Annotated in this window: 16 protein-coding genes and 1 tRNA gene; 8 read left to right on the forward strand and 9 right to left on the reverse strand. The window is 38.0% G+C overall.

The features are described 5' to 3' along the window. Positions 1-367: 367 nt before the first annotated feature. From L656_RS0108240 to L656_RS0108270, 6 genes are all read right to left on the reverse strand, one after another. On the reverse strand, positions 368-1,159 hold the full coding sequence (locus tag L656_RS0108240) for a hypothetical protein (protein ID WP_024598843.1): 792 nt from the start codon (positions 1,157-1,159) through the stop codon (positions 368-370). Positions 1,160-1,461: 302 nt separating this feature from the next. Beyond that, positions 1,462-4,401 carry a TonB-dependent receptor gene (locus tag L656_RS0108245; protein ID WP_024598844.1) on the reverse strand — a complete coding sequence of 980 codons (2,940 nt, stop codon included), beginning with the start codon at positions 4,399-4,401 and terminating at the stop codon, positions 1,462-1,464. 624 nt (positions 4,402-5,025) lie between these two features. Further along, entirely contained in the window at positions 5,026-5,550 is a 525-nt protein-coding gene (dps, locus tag L656_RS0108255; RefSeq protein WP_024598845.1) for a DNA starvation/stationary phase protection protein Dps, read from the reverse strand. A gap of 233 nt (positions 5,551-5,783) precedes the next feature. Next, positions 5,784-6,152: a DUF2237 family protein gene (locus L656_RS0108260; RefSeq protein ID WP_024598846.1), complete on the reverse strand. Its 369-nt coding sequence runs from the start codon at positions 6,150-6,152 to the stop codon at positions 5,784-5,786. Positions 6,153-6,285: 133 nt separating this feature from the next. Further along, on the reverse strand, positions 6,286-8,154 hold the full coding sequence (gene gss, locus L656_RS0108265) for a bifunctional glutathionylspermidine amidase/synthase (protein ID WP_024598847.1): 1,869 nt from the start codon (positions 8,152-8,154) through the stop codon (positions 6,286-6,288). Positions 8,155-8,485: 331 nt separating this feature from the next. Next, positions 8,486-8,872 carry a hypothetical protein gene (locus L656_RS0108270; RefSeq protein ID WP_024598848.1) on the reverse strand — a complete coding sequence of 129 codons (387 nt, stop codon included), beginning with the start codon at positions 8,870-8,872 and terminating at the stop codon, positions 8,486-8,488. A gap of 372 nt (positions 8,873-9,244) precedes the next feature. Here L656_RS0108270 and L656_RS0108275 point away from each other — a divergent pair, with 372 nt between their 5' ends. From L656_RS0108275 to L656_RS0108290, 4 genes are all read left to right on the forward strand, one after another. Further along, entirely contained in the window at positions 9,245-10,078 is an 834-nt protein-coding gene (locus L656_RS0108275; RefSeq protein WP_024598849.1) for a mechanosensitive ion channel family protein, read from the forward strand. Between the two features lie 242 nt (positions 10,079-10,320). Next, complete coding sequence (locus L656_RS0108280) at positions 10,321-12,393, forward strand: catalase (RefSeq protein ID WP_024598850.1); 2,073 nt, start codon at positions 10,321-10,323, stop codon at positions 12,391-12,393. A gap of 108 nt (positions 12,394-12,501) precedes the next feature. After that, positions 12,502-12,972 (forward strand): GFA family protein, encoded by a 471-nt coding sequence (locus L656_RS0108285; protein WP_024598851.1) that lies wholly within the window; start codon positions 12,502-12,504, stop codon positions 12,970-12,972. 100 nt (positions 12,973-13,072) lie between these two features. Continuing rightward, complete coding sequence (locus L656_RS0108290; protein WP_024598852.1) at positions 13,073-13,546, forward strand: VOC family protein; 474 nt, start codon at positions 13,073-13,075, stop codon at positions 13,544-13,546. A gap of 212 nt (positions 13,547-13,758) precedes the next feature. Here L656_RS0108290 and L656_RS0108295 read toward each other — a convergent pair. Beyond that, a tRNA-Leu gene (locus L656_RS0108295) sits at positions 13,759-13,843 on the reverse strand. 391 nt (positions 13,844-14,234) lie between these two features. On the opposite strand from L656_RS0108295, the gene L656_RS0108300 reads away from it, so the two are divergent. Continuing rightward, positions 14,235-15,227, forward strand: coding sequence for a fatty acid desaturase (locus tag L656_RS0108300; RefSeq protein ID WP_024598853.1), 993 nt, complete (start codon positions 14,235-14,237; stop codon positions 15,225-15,227). A gap of 104 nt (positions 15,228-15,331) precedes the next feature. Here L656_RS0108300 and L656_RS0108305 read toward each other — a convergent pair whose 3' ends face one another. Further along, the gene (locus L656_RS0108305; protein WP_024598854.1) at positions 15,332-15,625 is read right to left on the reverse strand and encodes a hypothetical protein; all 294 of its coding nucleotides are present in this window, start codon (positions 15,623-15,625) and stop codon (positions 15,332-15,334) included. 132 nt (positions 15,626-15,757) lie between these two features. Here L656_RS0108305 and L656_RS1000000122760 point away from each other — a divergent pair, with 132 nt between their 5' ends. Next, a complete protein-coding gene (locus L656_RS1000000122760) occupies positions 15,758-16,072 on the forward strand; it encodes a hypothetical protein (RefSeq protein WP_024598855.1) in 315 nt (104 codons plus the stop codon). Positions 16,073-16,243: 171 nt separating this feature from the next. Here L656_RS1000000122760 and L656_RS0108315 read toward each other — a convergent pair whose 3' ends face one another. After that, complete coding sequence (locus L656_RS0108315) at positions 16,244-16,843, reverse strand: short chain dehydrogenase (RefSeq protein ID WP_024598856.1); 600 nt, start codon at positions 16,841-16,843, stop codon at positions 16,244-16,246. A 137-nt stretch (positions 16,844-16,980) separates the two neighbouring features. Between L656_RS0108315 and L656_RS0108320 the strand changes: the two genes are divergently transcribed. Further along, positions 16,981-17,877 (forward strand): LysR family transcriptional regulator, encoded by an 897-nt coding sequence (locus L656_RS0108320; RefSeq protein ID WP_024598857.1) that lies wholly within the window; start codon positions 16,981-16,983, stop codon positions 17,875-17,877. A 216-nt stretch (positions 17,878-18,093) separates the two neighbouring features. Further along, positions 18,094-19,380, forward strand: a complete 1,287-nt coding sequence (locus L656_RS0108325) for an amidohydrolase (protein WP_024598858.1) — start codon at positions 18,094-18,096, stop codon at positions 19,378-19,380. The last annotated feature ends 279 nt before the right edge of the window (positions 19,381-19,659 follow it).

Genomic DNA, 19,659 nt, shown 5'->3' on the forward strand with positions numbered 1-19,659 from the left:
GCTACCGATAGCGCCGCTCTTACATCATCAGCAAACCATTGTCGCTCGTAGTGCAGCAATGTATCTAAACCCGGCATAAAATTATATAAACGCGACAGCACTGCAATTTTCCTGTTGGTGGTAACGCTTCGATAGTAAATTTAATAACAAAATAAGTATAGCTAGGACGGTGGTTATTTTAATAAATTGCAGGTGATTATTTATCAAGATATTAAATTTATAATTTGGCAGAAAAGTTAATTATAAAAGTTAATGCTCCTGAGGCGTTTGTCTTTTTAGTCAGATTATGTGCATGGTATTAATCTACTGATATCGAACGCCTCTGGAAATAACCAAATCTAAAATCTAGTTTTTAAATTTTTTAAGATTATTTAGCTCCACATGCCGGATATAACTCAAGTACTTCTGTTACTACTTGTGCAAATAAGGCTTGTTCTTGCTGTGTTAAATCTATAGCAGGTATAAATGGCATTGTATCTGTTAATTCTGAGGTAATGATTTGATAAAAGGTCATCGCTGTAAGGACATTGCCTGCATAGGATGCGTGATTACCGTCGGCACTATGAAGGTTTATACTAGGCATTATTTCTAATACTCGATTCCATACAAAGCCAACAGGCGCTATGCAGCTAGGTTGTTTTTTACTGATTGATAAATGGAGGTCGTAAACCAGCTTTGCTTCTGTGGGATCCCCTTTTTGAGGATGCTCCGGAAATAAAATTGGTGTAATTTTATGCTCTTTTGCGTTCGAGATTAATCGCTCAGTTGCACTCGTAGGGTAGTCAGTCGAACCTGATTGTGAGTACTTTTGTCCTTGAAAAATAGAATGACTCCAATTATCACTTTTTAATTTATCGACATTCGCATCTACGGCGACTATTTCATCTAAAAATCGGCCACTGACAGTCATCGTTTTAACTGAAGTGTTAGGTAATTGCGCTGTAATAATCGTATTTAATAATCCCCCTAACTGCGAACTATGGCTATTTCCATAGATAATTATTTTGTAGTCATTTAGGGGGCTGTTATTAATGATTGCTGTTGATTTTATTATTTCAGTATTTACAGCCACTTTTGTTTCACTTCCCCCAGAGCCGCATGCTGTTAATAATAGTAATGATAATGTGATTGATATTGTTGTTATATATTTTAGAGACATTGTTAATCCTTTTTCGTACCAATTATGAGTACGGCATTTAGAATACTAGACACTTTATAACCAAGTCGCAAGGTTACTTGGTTTTGGTGGAATTTTTATGGTGTGCGCTAAAGGTGATGTGCAGGAGGTTGATATTGTTTACACGGTAGCTAAATTTTAGTTTGGAGTATTATTCAATGATAATTTTATTGCTTTAAATAAATATTCAGTTATAAAAATTGTGTTGTGTTTTAACAAAAGTGTCATTTTTTTATAGACGTAAAAAAGCCTGCATAAAAGCAGGCTTTAGTTTCTAGGGAAAATTAAAATTTAGCACGAATACCAAAGCTGTAACGGCGATCCGCTTCAGTGTACTTCCAAGCACCACCTAGTTCAGATAGGTAGATAGAAGGCTCACCCGTTAAGTTAGTCGCATTACCTACTAGCGTAATGTTTTCGTTAATATCCCAGCTTGCAGAGAAATCTAACTGGCCTCTGTCGTCACGATAGTTATTACCGTAAACAGTGCCTTCTGCTGAAATACTGCCGTCTGAGTTAATATTTTCTACACGTTTCTCGTTTTCAGTATCTAAGAAACTGTCACGGTAGTTATAAGCGATACGAGTAGAGAACCCTTCGTATTCCCAAAATACTTGTAAGTTGTACGTATTTTTAGAAATATCTAATAACGGGTTTCCGTTTGGTTGTTCGCTGTCTGCATACGTGTAGTTTGCATTAATACCTAAGCCAGAAAATGCACCAGGTAAGCTTGTGAAGAACTGTTGGTAACCAACTTCAAAGCCTTGTACTGAGCCGTTTTCGCCATTTACATTTTTAACTGTATCGATACCTGTTAGTCCTGCATCACGCAAGCCTGCAACATGGTTAAAGCCATCTGCATCTACTGGGAAGTCTGTTGCATCTGAGTAAACTAGGTTGTCTTGTGATACACCTGCAACGTCAAGCTGACATACTTGGTTCCACTGAGTTACGTTTTGACCTGTTGAAGTGCTTGATGCAGCTTGACAGCTACTTTCGTTACTTAAGAAAGACTCAACATCTTTATAAAATACTGCGAAAGATAGTACGTTACCTTCATCAAAGTAATGCTCTACAGATAAGTCGTATTGTGTTGCGCGGTATGGTTCTAAATCAATAGAGCCTTGCGTTGCACCTGTAATGTCGTTATTAACGTCAAACGCAGGGCTTAGCTCGCTAAAGTCAGCGCGTCGCATAACTTTTGCAGCAGCAAAGCGAAATAATGTTTCGTCTGAGTAGTTATACGTAACGTTTAAGCTTGGTAAAAAGTCGCTGTAGTCATTGTCGCCAGTTACTTTTTCGCCGTTAAGGAACACGCTTGATTCTAAATCTGTAGTCACATAACGACCACCCACAATCGCAGTAATGTTATCAAAGTCTAAGTATGCTGATATATATACGGCAGCTGTATCTTCAACTACGTTACGGTATGCGCTTTCTTGGAACTCTTGGTTATCTGAAAGACTGCCTGTTGACGCTAGGTTTGTGCCTGCAAGTAACTGCTGAAGTTGAGCATAAGTATTTGCTGGGTTAGATAAACCGTTGTAGCTTAAAAACGTTAGTAGGTCGTTTTGCCCCGAATGACCTAATTGGTCAAAAGAGTTGTCGTGGCTAACTGTTGTGAAGCTATTTGAAAAAGCAGCGTTGTAGTCATCAACCCATAAAGTAGCTAATGAACCATCTGAGTCGTTAAATGCATTTTTGTAAATGTCTTTAATTTCTACTTTGTATTGCTCGTATTCGTAATCACGGTTAGTAACACGTACACCTGCTTTTACTTTAGACACCCAGCTCAAGCTGCTGAGTGGCTCAAACATTTCAACATCAAAACGAATAGCTGTTTCGTCATTATCTGTTCTTCTATCTTCACTTTTAAACGTACGTAGTGCTAAGTTTTGTGGGTCAGTAAATGCATTTGGATCTGAATGAATGATGCTTGGTAATTTATTACCGTTTTGAGAAAATGCACCATCATATAAATGGTTTACTAAATCAACACCGCCGCTTGCTTCAAATGTTGATTTTTCGATTGGGCGAAGTGTAAATTCAGAATCTGGTCTTACACTTTCTGATGATGCTACCGCAATTTCACCAGAGATTTTTATACTGTCAGTAAGGTTCCACTCTGCGCCAAGTGCATTTGAAAACGAGTCGGTTTCACGAAAGTCACTGTATGTTTTAGGAATACCAAATTCGTTGGTTAACGTGTAATTATTTACGCCGTTAGCATCTTGAGTTGTATTTGCATCTGTTGATAGTGAACCCGCAACACCTAATATAGAGTTACCACTTTGCTCACCAGAGCGTTTAGTGCCACTTAAATCTAGATACACCATGCCATTACCAGATTGCGGTGCCCATTGAAGTGATAAATTTACAGCAGTACGTTTACGTTGTTCTACGTATTGCTCAACACTGTGCTCGTCTCGTACGATAGCGTTGCCACTTGGTGTATTACCTTCTTGGCCATTAATTTCGATGTCTTGAGGTTTAACACGGCTAGACGTTTCATCTTGACGAATTTCGCGATCTTGAAACGAAAACATAGCAATGGCACCAAAGGTACCCATTTCATCAAAATCCCAATTGTTACCAAGTGAACCGCTAAAAATAGGCGCTACTTTTTCTGTTTTATCAGCGTACTCACCATCTAATGAAACAGCACCAGTTAGTTTATCTAACTCTAATGGGCGAACCGTTTTTAGACTAACTGTTCCGCCTAATGCGCCTTCAATCATATCGGCAGTAGGGGACTTAACAACCTCTACCGTTTTTAAGAAGCTTGATGGGTAATCCTGTAAGCTAATACCGTCACGAGAGTCACCAATAGTAGAGCGACCATTTAATTCAACACGGTTTTGAGGTAAGCCACGAATCGAAACACTGTCACCCACACCAAAATCGGTATTAATAGATACACCGGTAATACGTTGCAGTGCTTCTGCAATATTATTATCAGGTAACTTACCAATGTCTTCAGCAACAATCGCATCTACAATACGTCCGTCAGTACGCTTAAGCATAGCGGCGGCTTTCATACTACCTAGCATGCCTTTTACTTCAATAACTTCAATATCTGCAGCTGCTGTTTCTGAAGCTGTCGGAGCCTCTTGCGCTGCAATAGTAGAAGAAGCCATTAATAAAAGGGCTGCTGCACTGATTGTTGTAGAGCTACTTCTTTTATGTTTATTAATTAATGTTGAAGTAATTTGATTGAGTTTCATGTATCTCTCCCGTTTGGGTACGACTTACGTCATTGTGTGTGTTGTTACTTGGTTTGGTTAACCAATTTAACTGCTGTTTCCCTGTAGCGTGTCATACAGGTGGTATGGTTGAAATTAGTCCAATTCAGCTTTTATTACAACCTTTGTTTACCAAAAATTCACAAGGTGTATTACAAAGTGTTCTTTTATTTTGCTTATATTTAATAAATTTAATGGCTTATGCTGTATTTTTATTTTTTATATTTTGAGTGAATTTTATTGAAGTATGTTTACCAAAGGCGTTTTTTTATATTATTTGTACTATTAAATACATTTTTTAGTACTGTTTTTAAATTTTATGTCGTACTTTTATACGTATTTAGTTTGTTTTTTAAGTGATGTTAAAATAATAATATGTTCATTGAAGGTTGGGTATGGCTTATAAATTTACGAAATAGTGAGGAGTATAAAATCATTCAATTTTCTATTGGTTATTTGTTTTGGTAATACCAATTTTCTATTGTTTTTATATTAATTTTGTATTAGAGCTTACTGATACATATCTATATATGATAATAAATAGAGTGATTTTTATGCAAAAAAAAGCCCAGCATATTAATGCTGGGCTTTCTTAGATTTAATATATTAGCTTTTTAGCTCGCCTGTAGATGATTCTAAATGGGCTCTAATAAACCACTGAAATTGCTCTAGGTCAGCTAATTGGCTGGTGATCATATCTTCAGACACTGCATCTAGCTCAGAAAGAGTCTCAATTGCTTTGCGATGATCGGCATTAACGCCGTTGTATACTTTATCAAGTGCGGCTAAATGCTCGGTTACTAACCCTTTACCTACTGAGTATTCGTTCCATGTACGACGATCTACAATAGATTTAGGCGTACCGACAGGTACTCCCCCAAGAGTCGCAATTCGCTCTGCAATGGTATCTGTCATTTCGCGGACAATGTCTACCTGTGGGTCTATCATTTCGTGTACGCCAATAAAGTTTGGTCCCACTACGTTCCAGTGAATGTGCTTTAAAGTAAGCTGTAAGTCTATCAATGCAACCATGCGGTTATCGAGCTTTGCTATTGTTTTTTGAGCTGATTCGTCACTCATACCTGGCGCGGTAAATTTAGTTGTTTTGTTTGATTCGTTATTGTTACTCATAATTTCTCCTACTTAAGTAATGTGTTGCTCATATAAAATGTTGCGTTATGAGCGTGACTTAAACTTAATGAAGCAACTGCTATGCCGTAAGTGAACTTTTTAAAAATCACTTTAAAAACATGATTTTATGTTTTTTTTGAGGTTTTAGGTGATGAAGGGAGCATTTGATTTTTGAAAAGCCTGCATACATTTGTAAAATCTGCAGACTTTATTTTAATAACGCTTAAGTGAATTTAAGTTTTGGCTATATATTCATTCGCTTTTAAAACATCGAACGGTACTATTTCTAGCGCTTTTTTATTTGTGGCTTCAAGTACCACTGGCGGCGCGACATTAGCCGAAATTGCATGCAGCCACCTTACTGCACATAAGCACCATTTATCACCGGCTTTTAAACCTTCAAAATCGTAAAGAGGGTTTGGGCTTATTAAGTCGTTACCTTGCGATTTTGAAAATTGTAAAAACTCATCAGTCATAATTGCACATACACTGTGATTCCCAAGATCTGATTCTGGTACATAACAAAACCCTTCACGTGTGTAACCACCATTACCGCAACATAATTTTAAACGTGTGCCAAGCACATTAAATTGATTCGCCATGAAATACCTTAGTTTGTGGTGTTTGATAAATTTACTCTATCAGGAGTAACTCGCTTGAGATAGCTATAAAACTTAAAAGAGGGAAGGGCTACACAAACTTAAGCCCGCAGCAAAATTGCGGGCTTAGTATTGTTTATTTAATACGCAGTGCCATACAATCGCTATGGCCGTTTATGATCATGCTTTTATCAACGCGTACGCCACCACCAGAGTATTTTCCGGCAGCTGTAAAACTACATATTTGTACAAAGTAATCATCAACTTTAGGCAGTGCAAATAACTGTTGATATATTTGGTCTTGCTCTGCAAAGTGCCCAGTTGTTTTTTCTATAACTTGCTGCTGTTCATCAACAAGTTGAATATTAGCGCCACAGCGTCCTACTATTGGTTTAACTACATACCCGGTTTGTAATAACTCGTCGTTAAGATCAAACGCGGTATTAAGTAAATATTTATGATTAGGGAATAAGCTCCACAGTATTGGCAAAATAGCTTTGTTACTAGGAATTAATGTCCACAGCGGTTCAAACACCATGACATTTTTACGCAGTAATACATCAACTAAGCGTGGCTTTTCACCAATTTTGAATTGTGGTTCAAAGTTATCACCTAATGATTGATCGGCTTCGCATTCTTCACGGATTTGATCAAGTGCGGTTTCCCACGACCATGTTTTCCATACATAACTCAGTTGTGCGCCATCTGCATCTACTATGTTGCCCGATTCATTCCAGCTAAGTGTGTTTAAACCAATTACTAACTTACACTCAAAGCCAGCTGCTTCAATGGCTTCTTTCATAAATAATGCATGGTAATGCTCTTCTGGTTCATCATCTTGCAGAATATGAACAAGACCTTTTACCTCACTTTTATGCCATGCCTTTACTAGGTCTTTAAATAAATTTTGGCCTGCATCTACACCTGTTTTAACACCAAAGTGTTTTGCCCATTTACCCTGAACCTTACCGCTTTCCATATAACACGATGCCGAATCGCAATTGTATTCGTAAACTTTTAAACCTGCTGTGGTTAGAGCAAAGTCAAACCGACTGGTAATTAATTGGTTTAAGCGGTTATCCCACGATTGGCGAATTTTATTAAGCACAACATCGGGTAAATTGAACTTTTTTAATAACTCAGGGTGCTGCAGTACATAGTCGGTTGCATGCATAAATAAGCCATGTAGCTCATTTGTAGCATGCTCAATGCTTTGCTGCGCCGTTTGAGATATCGCAAAGTAATTATGTTGATCCTCAGCTACTGATGTAAGTTTATGGCCTTGCATCATTTCTACGTAGGCAGCTTCATCGTCATTCGCAATATTTAACCATGACTTGTTTGCTTGGCCTGTATCTACTGCTTTATGGGCTTCTATAATAAATAAATCGGTGTTTAGCTCTGACGTTGGCTCAGCATATTCTGTTTCATCAGTTTGTGTCATCCAGCCTAAAATAGTGGCGTCGCTGTAAGAGCACTCAATCCAATAGTCGCCATCTTTAGTTACTTTTGCTTTTAGTTCACGACACCAGCTTTGATCTTTTGGCCATATTTGGTGTCCTACATTTTGCTCAGCAAGGCGTATTTTATCTTCATATACTTCAACAACGACAGCAACATGGCCTGTTTCTTCAAACTCGCCGCCTTCTTCCCAAATAAGTAAGCTACCTACCTGAGGATGATGTTTAGCACCGTTTTTAAACGCGTTTAGTGGCAGTCTGTTTTGACTATTTACATCGCGCACAGAACGCAGCTCAAAAATATCGTAAGCCATAGCAATATCATCAAAAATATAACTATGGTTGAGATACATCCATCGACGTGCAAACTCAACGCATTGCCATTTATAGCCCATGTAAATGCCATCAAGGTAACTACGAAAGGCGCTACGATTAGGATAAATACTTTCGTCAGCCGTATCATAATCAGATGAATACACAGCAACATTACCAGGTGCGTAACCTAATAAGGTACCAAAATCACTAGCAGGAGCAGAAGATTTCATAAACAAAGGTGTTCAAAATAAAGGTGTGATAATTTGCTGACTATATGAGCGAAGCTGCGTTATAGCAAGATATAAAATATGTTTTTACGAAGGGGGATAAGTAAAAAATCACTCATTCATCATAGAGTGAAAATACGGGAGAGTACTTTTACTAATAGTGTTAGGTTTGGTGCTTTTTTGCCTTTTAGCTAGTTGAACGTTAGTAATATTTTTGACGTAATTATTACTGTTTAAAACTCAACTAAAAAATGGAGAAGCTATAGGTAGCTTCTCCATTTTTATTATTCATATTTAGTGCTTTTTATAATGTTTAAAGCAGATTAACGCGCTGCTAAATCATTTCAGCGTCTATATGGCGTATAAGGTTTGTTACCCAATTAACATACTGACGGTGAATTTTTTTGCCGTTGTAGTTTAAGTTAATTGAGTCTTTATAGTTGATTGAGTATGCCGTTTTGTCATACGCAATATCGATTGTTAATTGGTGTGTGCGAATATCCAGTACACCTTTTATTTTACCTTCACTCATAGGCGTACACTTCCACCCAAGCTGAATACATGCTTTTAGAATACCTTTTTCTACGTCAGCTTCACTGTTGGTAATTGTTGATGTTTGCGGAATAGGGTTTTGTTCAAAGTCTCTTACTGCAACAGATGTTGAACAACCAGCAAGTACAATAAGTGCTGCCGCTGTAAGTAAAATTGAGTACTTTTTCATAATAATCCTTTGTTTTTAATTTCATCCAATTGTGTTGTCTCGCCAATATATGCGCGCTTAGGTGAGATTATCGGTAAATTTATAGATGAGTGCCAGTAATAATTAGAAAATTAAGAGAGTTAACCGAGATTTATCTCGGGTATTAGCTTTATTTATGAACTAGTTGAAGTTTAATTATTTAAGCTATAAACCAAGGATTGAAAGCAAAATTATGGGTGAAAGATTTACGTGAGCGACAACATGTATTGAGGGTAACGCTCTTTCTTTATGTTTTAAATTACTCCTATAGTCGTACTTTAGTTAATTTTTTGTTAAACTGTTGCGCTTAGTATGGATTGAAGCTAGTTAAAAGTTTTTAAAACAGGAAAAACAATGGAAGACATAATAAACAACATTGATATTAATCAATATTTACCCGCTGCAATTACGTGGGCAACCAACATATTACTGGCGATTGCAATTTTACTTGCGGGCTTGTGGTTGGCAGGCAAAGTACGCAATTTAATTATTGGCTTATGCCACAAATACACTCACCTTGATGACACGCTTTTTCGCTTTTTAGGCAGCATGGCTCGATACATCATATTAGCGTTCGTTATTATTGCTGTGTTAAATCGCTTTGGTGTACAAACAGCTTCTATTATTGCTTTACTCGGTGCCGCGGGACTTGCTATAGGCTTGGCGTTACAAGGTGCAATGTCGAACCTTGCAGCAGGCGTTATGTTGCTAATATTTAGACCTTATAAAGTGAATGACTTTATTGAGGCAGCAGGGCGCTTTGGTAAAGTAACTGAGGTCGATATGTTTACTACTATTTTACAAACGTTCGATAACCAACAGGTTATTATTCCAAATAGTCAAATTTGGGGCGTGCAAATTATAAACCATTCACATCATCCAATTCGTGGTGTGGATATGCATTTTGGTGTTGCTTACGGTGAAGATACAACGGCTGTACGTAAAGTTATAGATGCCGTACTTGAAGCGCATCCACACATACTAAAAGACCCAGCTCCTTTTGTTGAAGTAGAAACACTTAACAACAGCTCAGTAGACTTTTTAGTAAGACCTTTTTGTAAGGGCGAGCATTACTTCGATATTCTTTACACAGTGCCAGAGTTAATTAAAAAAGCACTAGATGAAAACAACATCGAAATACCTTTCCCACATCGTAAAGTTATTTTAGTTAACGAAAGCAAAGATTAACTAAATTTAAAATGATTTAAATCTAAGAGCACTTTTAAGTGCTCTTTTTTTGTCTGAAAAAGTTACATACCTGTGTAACTTTTTCTTTTATAAACCACCTCAAATACTACATTGTTATCTGTACAGCCCTTTCTTACTAGGTTGGATGGCTGGTCTTTATTTTGCATTTGCATAGTCGCTTTTAGCTTTAAAGCTCATAAAAACTATTGACCCATTAAATCAAACTGTATGAAGGACTAAACATGGCTGAATCATTTAAATACTCAGGTAATAAAGGGCATGGCGGCGAATTGCATCAAAAGGCGTCGGACGAACACCCTACCATGACCACCGCGCAGGGCTGCCCTGTAAGCGACGATCAAAACTCATTACGTGCAGGTAAGCGTGGCCCAGGATTATTAGAAGATCATATAATGCGCGAGAAGATCTTTCATTTTGATCACGAACGCATTCCTGAGCGAGTAGTGCACGCTAGAGGTTATGGTGCACACGGATATTTTGAAACTTACGACACACTTGAAGATTTAACCTGTGCAGATATTTTTCAGCGAAAAGGTGAAAAAACGCCAGTGTTTACTCGTTTCTCTACGGTTGCAGGTAATAAAGGATCGCCAGATTTAGCCCGTGATGTACGCGGTTTTGCGGTTAAGTTTTATACCCAAGAGGGAAACTGGGATTTAGTGGGTAACAATATACCGGTATTTTTTATTCAGGATGCAATGAAGTTTCCAGACTTAGTTCATTCAGCTAAAGCAGAGCCCGACCGAGGTTTTCCGCAAGCGCAAACCGCGCACGATAACTTTTGGGATTTTGTGAGCTTGTCACCTGAGTCAATGCACATGGTTATGTGGGCAATGTCTGATAGAGCTATTCCGCGCTCGTTGCGCTTTATGGAAGGCTTTGGTGTTCATACCTTTAAATTTATTAATGCCAAAGGCGATGAAAAATTTGTTAAATTTCATTGGAAGCCAAAAGGCGGTATGCAATCGGTAGTATGGAACGAAGCACTTAAGCTTAACGGCGCCGATCCTGATTTTCATCGCAGAGATATGTGGGAATCTATTGGCAATGGCGACTTCCCTGAATGGGAGTTAGGTGTGCAAGTGTTTGATCAGCAATTTGCTGATGAATTTGAATTTGATATTTTTGATGCCACTAAGCTTATACCAGAGGAACAAGTGCCAGTTCAAATTGTTGGCCGCATGGTGCTTGACCGTGTTGTAGACAACTTTTTTGCAGAAACAGAGCAAGTTGCATTTTGTACTCAAAACATTGTACCAGGGCTCGATTTTACTCCCGACCCGCTACTGCAAGGTCGTAACTTTTCATACTTAGATACTCAAACTAAGCGTTTAGGTGGTCCTAACTTTACGCATATTCCGGTGAATGCGCCTAAATGCCCAATGCGTCATTTTCAGCAAGATGGCCACATGGCAATGCATAATCCAAAAGGGCGTGTTAATTACGAGCCAAACTCATGGAGCGGCGACGAAAACAACCCGCGCGAATGCCCGGTACATGGCTTTAAAAGCTCAAGCGAGCCTGAAGTTAGCGGCGGTGATAAACTGCGTTATCGCTCAGAAACATTCAGCGATCATTACAGTCAAGCTCGTCAATTTTATTTAAGTCAAACAGAGGTAGAGCAGGCGCATATTCAATCTGCGTACGTGTTTGAGCTTTCTAAAGTTGAGCATTTACCAATACGAGAACGCTTGGTATCGCACTTGTTAAATATTGACGAAACCCTCGCAAATAAAGTGGCCGAAGGACTTGGCTTGCAAGAAATGCCAGACCCAGCTGAATCTGCTATGCCAACACGTAAAGACTTACCTGTGTCTGATGCGTTAAGTATTTTAAAAAATGCGCCAAATACATTCAAAGGGCGTAAGTTAGGTATTTTAGTGAGTGACGGGTTTGATGCAGAAATTTTTGAATCGGTTACTAATGCACTTGAAAGTGAAGGCGCAAACTTTGAAATTATTGCCCCACAAGTCGGCGGTGCTAAATGCAGTAAAGGTAAGCACTTTAAAGCAGATCAGGTTATTAATGGTGGTCCATCGGTTTTATATGATGCGGTACTTGTACTAACCACCGAAGAGGGAGCTAAAAAACTAGCTGCCATTGCAGAAGCCAAAGACTTTGTAAGTGATGCATATGCACACATGAAATTTATAGGCTTTACAAATGAGGCTAAGCCTTTATTTAAAGCGGCAGGACTTGATGGAAAAGCAGATAATGGTTGGATAGATTTAGAGGCACATTCAGCCGATAAATTTATAAATACATTGCGTAATTTAAGATATTGGAAGCGCTAGTCGATATGGGTTAGTGATAAATAAAACCACAGCATGTAAGTGTTGTGGTTTTTTTAAGCTCACCTAGCTAAGGTATTAGTTCAAGCCAACAATAAAATTGGATATATTATGAAGCTTAATGGCGCTTGTCACTGTGGTAAAGTGGTATTTACAGTCAACTCAAAACACCCTTATCCTTACAATTTATGTTACTGCTCTATTTGTCGTAAAACCGCAGGGAGCGGCGGTTTTGTTATTAACTTGAACGCGCAATACAGCACGCTTGAAGTCACAGGGCGTGAACACATAACTATTTATCATGCAAAAATAGGCGATAAAATCAGCCCAGCAGAGCGTCATTTTTGTAAGCATTGTAGCGCTAACTTGTGGTTATACGATGCACGTTGGCCTGAGCAAGTTCACCCCTTTGCAGGTGCAATAGATAATGAGTTACCCATACCGCCAGAGCGCACTCATTTAATGCTTGGTAGTAAAGCAAATTGGGTAAATGCGCCCATTAATGAAGGTGACAAGCAATTTGAAGAGTACCCTGATGAAAGTATTGCTGCTTGGCATAAGCGTTTAAACCTCGAAAAGTAACGCAATTTTTTGTATGAGCTAAGCTTAAATTTAGGGGCAATTAAACGCATATTTAGTTAATTAAATATTAAAAATCACCGTGTAAGTAAAGGAGAATATTATGGCAGTCTCAGCAATACCAAAAGGGTTTCATTCAGTTACACCTTATTTAATTATGAATGACGCACAAAAAGCGATAGATTTTTATTGTGATGCATTTAGTGCAGAACACGTAATGCAAATGCCTTTACCTGATGGTGGAATAGCCCATGCAGAAATAATAATTGGTGATTCGCATATTATGCTTTCAGATATTGGTTCTGAAGAGTATTTAAAAAGTCCAAAAGAACTCGGTGGTACAGCGCTAAGCCTTATGCTTTATGTTGAAGATGTTGATACCGTATTTAAAAAAGCAATTGAGCTTGGTGCAACACTAATAAGACCCGTACATGACCAGTTTTATGGGGATAGGACCGGCACACTACAAGACCCATTTGGTCATATATGGATCATTGGTACGCACAAAGAAGATGTTAGTGACGAAGAGTTAAATAATCGAATTGGCGATATAACGAATCAAGAGCAAGACGCATAATTAGCATGCTAATCAGATTTATGTACCTCCCTAAGATATGCCGAGAGCTTTAATGGAAGGCTTTTGCTTCAGCTGAGCTAGGTTTCATCTTGTTATCGAAACCGTTTTTTTACCTCAGAATAGCTCATTTAATTAAGTGAATTGGTATAAGTTACTAGTTAATTTTTAGGCATAAAAAAACCTCAGCCAATAATTAGCTGAGGTTCAAAAAGTGGTACCAGCGGCCGGACTCGAACCGGCACTCCTTTCGGAAGGGGATTTTGAATCCCCCATGTCTACCAATTTCATCACGCTGGCATAATTTTTCTTTAATCTTTTAAGCATAAAAAGATAAAGAAAAACCACTTAAAATAAAAAGGATACTTATATACCTCTTATTCTGTATCCGCATTATACAAATAAAAGAGGGGGCGGCAAGCCTTTTCTTTTATTTGCATAAACAACTGGTTGATAATTAATCGTTTATAGTAAAGATACTCAACAGGGAATTTTTTTAAGTCTTTTTGGCTGATACAAAAAGCGAATGTTTTAGGTTATGAGTGCTATTAAACTTGTTATGCGATTGAATACATAAGCAATTGAACTATTGGTAATAGTTAATCGTATTACAATAATTATTCCTGCTTTATTCCGATGTTGCGTTTAATTCAGGTATTATTTGTACAACAAGGTTTTTAAGACATTACATATGACTCAATTAAGTGCCAAGCAGAACATTCAAGCGATTGTTAAAGCAATTAAGGCAGAAGAAGTATCACTTCGTCAAAAGCACCCATTACTTGCACATCAAAATGCCTTAGGGTTAATTATTTTATTGCTATCGCTTAGCGCATTAATTAGTGTTGGTGTTTTATATTATTTAGCCATCATACCTGCTTGGGTATGTATAGTACTTGCGGCTATTGCGGCGTCTATTTCGCATGAATTAGAGCACGACCTTATACATAAACAATACTTTAGTAATCAGCCGTTCATGCATAACTTTATGATGCTAACAGTATGGTTAATGCGGCCAAATACTATTAGCCCATGGTACCGACGTAAAATGCATTTACACCATCACAAAACCTCAGGCACACAACAAGACCTAGAGGAACGCTTGGTGGGTAATGGTATTAAAAACCCATTTTTACGTGCGCTAGTTATTGTCGATGGGCTATTAGGGTTAGTTATTTCTACTAAACGTTTTAGAAAAGAAATTAATGGCTTTAGTTTTTCGAGTGTTTTTAATGCGGGGTTTCCGATAGCGACTGCGTATTTTGCTGTTTTATATAGCGTTATTTTATTTCATATCGTTGATTTATTTATACCACTTGCGCTAAATTCACCTAACTGGTTGTTAAGTACAATGAGTGTGTTTGAATTTTTAATGGTCGTACTTATTGCGCCTAATATTATTCGCTCAAGTTCACTTAATTTTGTCACCTCAAGCATGCATTACTATGGTGGTGTTAATAATATGCTTGAACAAACACACGTACTAACGAGTCGTTTGTTTATGCCGTTTCACTTGTTTTGTTTTAACTTTGGTAAAACGCATACCATCCATCATTTTGTGCCAAATCAGCCGTTTTATTTACGCCAAATGCTAAGTGAAAAAATACTTAAAGTAATGGCGCAGCATAACGTGCGCTTTAACGATTTTGACAGCATTAAAAATGCGAACGCTTACAAGGCATAACCTAAAGCTTCAGTAAAAACCGTTATTACATAGGTGCTCAGTTGCCTATGCAATAACGTATGATTGCCTTAGTTGGATATAAAGCTAAAGCAATCATCTTTAAATTAATCGGCTCTTTTAAATCGCTTTTTTATCAATCCAAATAACTTTGCTATTCCAAGCGTTAATAACATCGGCACACCAATTAAAACGAGTTCTTTTACAAATGGTAAAATATACATCAATACCGGTGCTATATTCGGCTTTTCTCCTTCAGCTGAGCCGTGGCTATAACCTTGTAGGTTTATTTGCATAGCCCAATCTGTTCGCTCCAAAGCCACCAATATAAGGCTCACTAAAACAGATACAATTAAAACGATGCTGGTGCGGGTTTTCCACTGTTGTTTTAAGTGCTTCATTATTTAGCCTCCTTTGCAAACATGCGTTTTGTTAGCTTTAATATCCATCCCAAATTAAGAGCTAAATGAACACCTAACATCGGCATAATAAAAGTGGCCGAATCGTGATATATTTTTGACCAAAAATCTTGAATGTTTAAACTAATATCAAGCGCAGGAAGTAGAGCAACCGACGGTTTAAAGTGGGACAAGCGTACTAACAAAATTTATATTACATACTTATTTGCTAACGCTATTTATAGTATTGATATGCAAGGTAAATTAGAGTTAAAGGCACAAAATGGCAATACCACAGGACTTCATGGGGAGCTTGATGCACCATCTGAATTAATTGTTCGTGGTAAAGGTATTATTATTATGAATTTTGACGCCGTGTTCGACAGCCCTAATATGGTTAACAAAAACGCTGACAATCCACATACTTTATCGGTAATTAAGCTTAAATAACAGATTGCTAGCTGTTTAAAGTTACTAATTTAAATAGCTGCTTAGAGCAGCTATTTTGATAACAGTGCTTCAGTTAATAAATAACCGGAACTTTGGATAATAAACCTCTTAACCAAGGTTCAGGTTAAATAAGGCCGGTTGAATTGTTACATCAAGTAATCTGCTTTAGCTCTAAATATAGTCGGCTACATCAAAAGCTTTACCTGTTTGGTTACTTTCAATTGCGTGTCTAAATGCTTTAGCTGTATCAGCAGCGGTTATACCACTGGTGCTATCCATACCCATTATCTCCATCGTTTCCTTTACAAAATGAGGACTTACGGTATTTACGCGTAATGTGCCTTCAAGTTCTAATGCCGCCGCTTTAGCGAATGAATCTAGCGCTGCATTTACCATGCTTACAGCTGCTGAACCAGGCGCAGGATTTTGTGCTAAAAAGCCTGAAGTAAAAGTAAAACTACCGCCTTGATTAATGTACTTAGTTGCAACATGAAATAGTGTAATATTACCCATTAATTTATTACCTACAGTTGTTGTGTAATCTTGCTCACTTAACTCGTTTATAGGTGCGAAGGCAATTAAACCTGCAGTAGATATAACCGCATCAACATTTCCTACTTTTTTAAATAATGCTTCTATAGAGGCTTTATCTTGAATGTCTACCGTGTGTTCGCTGTTTTTAAAGCTCGCTTTAATAACTTGATGATCATGAAGGTCTGCCGCTATTGCTGCTCCAACTATGCCAGATGCGCCTATTAATAATACTTTCATTTTTATTACCTTTGACAATGTATTTTGTGAATGTAAGGTAATAATAAACTCATCAGTAAAGATGAAAAATAACAAATAAATAATATTATTTGTGATATTTTTAGAATAATAGCCAAGTGTAATTTAGCGAGTAAGTAATGGATTTATTAAAATCAATTCAGGTATTTGAGCAAGTAGCCCAGCAGCAAAGCTTTAGTCGCGCTGCCGAGAGTTTAAACTTAGTGCCCTCAGCCGTTAGCAGGCAAATTAACGAGCTTGAAAAATGGCTCGATATTAGGTTAATAAACCGTACTACACGCTCATTAAGCTTAACCGAAGACGGTAAAGCATATTTGCTTAAGCTCAGTGATATTCGTTCACAAGTCACCGAACTTCGCCGCTCCAAAACACAGCAACAACAAATTAAAGGGCTTATAAAAATTACAGCTCCCATAATGATTGGGCAATATATGCTGCCGGTTGCATTAGCTGAATTTAAAGAGCTGCATCAGGACGTTGATTTAGCAATTTCACTTATGAATCGTAAAGTAGAGCTGGTGGAAGAAGGTTTTGATTTAGCTATACGCGTAGGGCACTTAAACGACTCAACAATGGTCGCGCGTAATATTGGTAATATGCGCTTTAAAACGGTAGCAAGCTCTCACTATATAAACACTCACGGCATGCCCAGTACGCCTAAAGATCTTAAAAACCATCAATGTTTAATAAACACCGCAGTAACTAATGCCAAGCGATGGTCGTATTTAATTGACGGAAAAAGCACAGTAATAAAAGTAGCTGGTAGCCTTGAAGTTAACGATTCTCAAAGCTTAAAAGCCTTTGCTATAGCGAATCAAGGTATTGCTCAGCTGCCTAGTTTTTACGTTGATGCGGCAATTCAATCCGGTGAGTTAATAGAAATATTAAGCGATTATGTACCAAGCCCATTACCCGTGAATTTACTCTACCCGTCGCAACGTTTATTAAGCCCAACTGTCCGCGCTTTGGTGGACTATTTAGTGCCATTTTTAAATCAACAAAAGCAAAAGTGGTAGGTTTTATTAGCGCTAAAACTTCAAACTAAAAATAGATAAAACCAGTGTGAAGTGAAGTGGCCCTTCATAGTTGGGCATCTAGCTTAAATGGGATTGATTATTGTGGAGCCTTCAGTAATAGTGGTTATAGAGCGAACTAATTATGTTCTCAATAGTATATAAGGGCTCGTGCTCATCAATATTATAAAACCAATAAATATAATAAGGACAAACAGGATGAAAAAATCACTAATTTCAATAGCGCTGGGCTTTGCTGCCCTTAGTGCGCTTAATGCCAATGCAAACATTGATCAACAAGTAAAAAAGGTAGAGCAACAGGTAATTGAATGGCGACGCGACTTTCACCAAAACCCAGAACTTGGTAACCGCGAAACGCGTACCGCAGGCATTGTGGCTAAACATTTAAAGTCGTTAGGTATGCAAGTACAAACCGATATTGCTTACACAGGTGTTGTTGGTATTTTAAAAGGCGCAAAGCCTGGCCCTACGGTAATGCTACGTGCTGATATGGATGCATTACCCGTTACCGAAAAAGCCGATGTTGATTTTAAATCAACTAAAACCACTAATTACCGTGGTGTAGATGTAGGCATAATGCATGCTTGTGGACACGACACACACGTAGCTATGCTAATGGGCGCAGCCGAAGTATTAGCAAATATGAAAGATGAATTGCATGGCAACATCATGTTTGTGTTTCAACCTGCAGAAGAAGGTGCACCAGAGGGGGAAGAGGGTGGCGCTGAGTTAATGCTTAAAGAAGGCATATTTAAACAATACAAACCAGAGGCTGCTTTTGGGTTACACATAACATCTAGTTTGCACAGCGGTAAAATTGGTTATAGAAGTGGCCCTGCAATGGCCAGTGCAGACCGATTTGAAATAACAGTACATGGCAAGCAGGCACACGGCTCTGCACCGTGGACTGGGGTTGATCCCATTGCCACAGCAGCGCAAATAGTAACAGGCGTAAATCATATTGTTAGTCGCCAAATCAACATTACCAAAGAGCCTGCTATTGTGTCGTTTGGTAAGATAGCGGGTGGGGTACGTAATAATATTATTCCTGAAGAAGTTGAAATGGTAGGCACAATTCGTAACTTTGATATGGATAATCGTGCACAAATATTTGAAAAAATAAAAACCACAGCCACGCACATTGCTAAATCGTCAGGAGCAACTTCAGAGGTACACATTCACGAAGGTTATCCGGTAACGATTAATAACCCTGAGCTTACTGCGCAAATGTTACCTAGCCTTAAAAAAGCAGCAGGTAATGGAAACGTAGTGGAAATGGGAAAAATAACCGGCGCAGAAGACTTTTCGTTTTACGCATTAGAAGTGCCGAGTGTATTTGTATTTTTAGGCGGCACACCAAGTGAGCAAGATTTAAATACAGTGGCTAGTAATCACTCACCTTATTTTTATGCCGACGAATCGTCGTTTAAAGTAGGCACTAAGGCGCTTAGCCTGTTAGCTGTTGATTATTTAAACGCACATTAATACCAACTCGCAATAATACATAATCAATTTGAGGGATTAAACCGCACGTTAACTTCGTTAAAAATATCTCATATAGAACAACTAAATAACGAAATTTTTGCCTTGTTATCGACACGGTTTTCTTACCTCAAAATAGACAACTTAATTAAGCGAATTGGTATAAAAATAGCTTAAACACACCACGTTACGCTATTAGCTTAACGTGGTATTGCTGTTTTATTTAAAACATCGGATCATGTTTGTAGCACTTGCTCAACTTTTAAAAAATCACTTTCAAAA

The sequence above is a fragment of the Pseudoalteromonas sp. TAE56 genome, assembly GCF_000497955.1.
Lineage (GTDB): Bacteria > Pseudomonadota > Gammaproteobacteria > Enterobacterales > Alteromonadaceae > Pseudoalteromonas.